The 3,144-nt window shown below is 70.5% G+C and carries 4 protein-coding genes; 1 reads left to right on the top strand and 3 read right to left on the bottom strand.

What is annotated here, in order from left to right; genetic code table 11:
• The coding region (locus VFZ39_RS05850) for a glycosyltransferase (RefSeq protein WP_330864794.1) at positions 1-371 on the bottom strand (371 nt) is incomplete at its 3' end.
• Positions 372-438: 67 nt separating this feature from the next.
• Here VFZ39_RS05850 and VFZ39_RS05845 point away from each other — a divergent pair.
• Positions 439-1,686: a glucose-1-phosphate adenylyltransferase gene (locus VFZ39_RS05845; protein ID WP_330864793.1), complete on the top strand. Its 1,248-nt coding sequence runs from the start codon at positions 439-441 to the stop codon at positions 1,684-1,686.
• Between the two features lie 16 nt (positions 1,687-1,702).
• Here the strand turns inward: VFZ39_RS05845 and VFZ39_RS05840 are convergent, their stop codons facing one another.
• Positions 1,703-2,269 carry a mismatch-specific DNA-glycosylase gene (locus VFZ39_RS05840; RefSeq protein ID WP_330864792.1) on the bottom strand — a complete coding sequence of 189 codons (567 nt, stop codon included), beginning with the start codon at positions 2,267-2,269 and terminating at the stop codon, positions 1,703-1,705.
• A 5-nt stretch (positions 2,270-2,274) separates the two neighbouring features.
• The coding region (locus VFZ39_RS05835) for a phosphodiester glycosidase family protein (RefSeq protein WP_330864791.1) at positions 2,275-3,144 on the bottom strand (870 nt) is incomplete at its 5' end.

Raw genomic sequence — 3,144 nt, 5'->3', positions numbered from 1 at the left:
TCGGCCTTCCAAGGTCGCAGCGGCTCCAGGGAGTGCGCGCTCACCACGTGCGGCACGTCGTGGAGCAGTCCGGCCAGGTGGCCGGCGAGATTCGCGTACCACGTGTGGGAGTGGACCAGGTCGGCCCCGCCGCACGCGTCGGCGATGACCAGGTCGACCCCGATCGTGCGGAGGGCGGCGTTGGCGTGCCTGAGGTCAGCGAGGTCGGCGTACGACGACGTCAGCGGTTCGTCCCGCGGCGCACCGAACGCGTGCACTCTCGCCTCGACGTCGTCGCGCGCACGCAGCGCTCGCACCAGCTCGGCGACGTGGACCCCGGCGCCGCCGTACACCTCGGGCGGGTACTCCTTGCTGAGGACGTCGACGCGCATGGCTCCGACGGTAGTGCTTCTGATCGGACCCTCGCGCCCCTGACGCGGGAGTGGCTAGTTTGACGGGATGAGCAGGGAACCCCGGCGCAACGTCCTCGCGATCGTGCTCGCCGGAGGGGAGGGGAAGCGGCTGATGCCGCTGACGGCGGACCGGGCGAAACCGGCGGTGCCGTTCGCCGGGATCTACCGGCTGATCGACTTCGCGCTGTCGAACGTCGTCAACTCCGGCTACCTCAAGGTCGTGGTGCTGACGCAGTACAAGTCGCACAGCCTCGACCGGCACGTCACCCAGACCTGGCGGATGTCGACCATGCTCGGCAACTACGTCGCGCCGGTGCCGGCCCAGCAACGGGTGGGCAAGCGGTGGTACCTGGGCAGCGCCGACGCGATCTTCCAGAGTCTCAACCTGATCCGCGACGAGACGCCCGACATCATCGTCGTGGTCGGCGCCGACCACGTGTACCGGATGGACTTCAGCCAGATGGTCGAGCACCACGTCGAGACCGGAGCGGCGTGCACCGTGGCGGCGATCCGGCAGCCGATCGGGCTCGCCGACCAGTTCGGGGTGATCGACGTGAACCCCGACGACCCCTCGCAGATCCGCGAGTTCCTCGAGAAGCCGAAGGACGCGGTGGGGCTCCCGGACGATCCGAACGAGGTGCTCGCGTCGATGGGCAACTACGTGCTGGACGCGAACGCCCTGGTCGAGGCCGTCACCCGCGACGCGGACCTCGACAACAGCGCCCACGACATGGGCGGCGACATCGTGCCCGCGTTCGTGCGGCGGTCGCAGGCCGCGGTCTACGACTTCAAGGACAACGACGTGCCCGGGTCCACCGACCGCGACCGTGGCTACTGGCGAGACGTCGGGACGATGGGCTCCTACTACGCCGCCCACATGGACGTCGTCAGTCCGCTGCCGATCTTCAACCTCTACAATTTCAAGTGGCCGATCTTCACGTCCTACGGCCCGCAACCCCCGGTGAAGGTGGTGCAGGGGGAGGGTGGCCAGGCCGCGTCGATCGGAGATGCGGTGCTCTCGCCCGGGGTGGTCATCAGCGGCGGGTCGGTCGACCGCTCCGTGCTGTCGCCCGACGTCCGGGTCCTGACCGGCGCTTCCGTCACCGACAGCGTGCTGCTCAACGGCGTGATCGTCGGCGAGGGCGCGGTCGTGCAGAACGCGATCGTCGACAAGGGCGTCGTGATCCCGCCCGGAGCCGAGCTCGGGGTCGACCTCGAGGCGGACGCGGCTCGCGGCTTCCAGGTCGAGGACGGGCTGACGATCCTCGGGAAGCTCCAGCCGTTCCCGGAGTGACCAACCCCCGGACCCCTCAGAGGATCCCTGCGGCACGCGCCGGCGCGGCGTAGGCCTGCGCGAGGGAGTCGATCGTCTCGTGCGCGTTGAGGCCGCTGGGGTTGGGCACGACCCACAGCTCGGCGCCGGCCAGCGCCTCGGGTTGTCGGCCCAGCACCGCGCGTCGTACGCCGAACGCGGAGCGGTACGCCGTGATGCCGGCGATCGCCACGACTCGCGGCCGCACCCGCTCGACCGTCGCGACCAGCTCTTCACGGCCGGCACGCAGCTCCTCGACAGTCAGCTCGTCGGCCCGGGCGGTCGCTCGGCGTACGAGGTTGGTGATGCCGATGCCACGGGCAAGCACCGCCGCGCGGTCGTCGTCGGTCATGCCTGCTGCCGCGTCGATCGGCTCGAGCAGGATGCCGGCGCGCAGCAGGGCGGGGTAGAACCGGTTGACCGGGTGGGCGAAGTGGGTCTGCGTCGCGGCCGTCCACAGTCCCGGGTTGATGCCGACGAACAGCAACCGGACGTCCGGACCGAGCAGGTCTGGTACCTCCGCTCCGCGGTAGGACTCCAGCTCGGCGCGGGTGAAGCGTGCCACCGCCGTCAGCCCGGCTTCCGGTAGATCACCGCGATCCCGTCGGGGACTGAACGCTGAGACCCGTCCGAGGGTTGGTTCAGCACCCGGACCCTGCCCCGGCGGTTCCGCCCCGCGAGGGTCGTCGATCCCCCACCGTCGAGGTTGATCGCCACCTCGGCACCGAGCCGCTTCATCATCCGGGCCAGCTCGACCATGGTGTAGCCGCGGCTGTGCGGCTGCCGGCCGTCGATCGACAACAGCAGGATCTGGCCGGAGTCGCGGTCGATCCCGACCGCGGTGCGCGGGTGCAGGAACCGGTCGTCGGTCACGGCGATCCTGCGGTTGCGGACCAGCACCTTCTCGCCGCTGATCGCGAACACCGGCCGCGTCGCGAGCCGCCACCGCACCGTCGCGGTCGATCCGACCCGCAGCTGCTCGAGCTGCGTGGCGCCGGGACCACGACCCACCAGGACGATGCCGTCGATGGCCTTGCCGACCGTCAGGTCCGTGGTGTTGACGACCACCCGACCGCCGTCGACCACGACCGCCCGCACGTTCCTCCGCTGTCCGTCGGTGACGGCGTAGCCGGCGGTCCGGCCCCACTTGCTGTTCCAGGCGCCGATCGAACCGGCCCGGGCTCGCGGCGAGTTCACGTTCGTCAGGGGGAGCTGCGGGTACTCGGCGATCGAGGCCTCCAGCGGCATCTTCCCGATCCTCGCCTCCCCGTCGCGGTCGGTCCAGAAGGCGTTGTTCCAGGTGTAACGAGCGGCATGCAGGAACCCTCGCTGCCGGTCCTGCCCGACCCCGAGCGGGGCGCCGGTGTCGTAGATGTCGAAGAACCCCCCGTTGACGCCGGCCACGGCGCGGTCCTGCTTCAGCAGCCGGGTGAGCGGCGC

Source organism: Nocardioides sp. (genome assembly GCF_036374615.1).
In the GTDB taxonomy this organism is placed as follows: Bacteria; Actinomycetota; Actinomycetes; order Propionibacteriales; family Nocardioidaceae; genus Nocardioides.
Note: the sequence above shows the minus strand (reverse complement) of the source record. Positions and strands in the feature narration are given on the sequence as shown.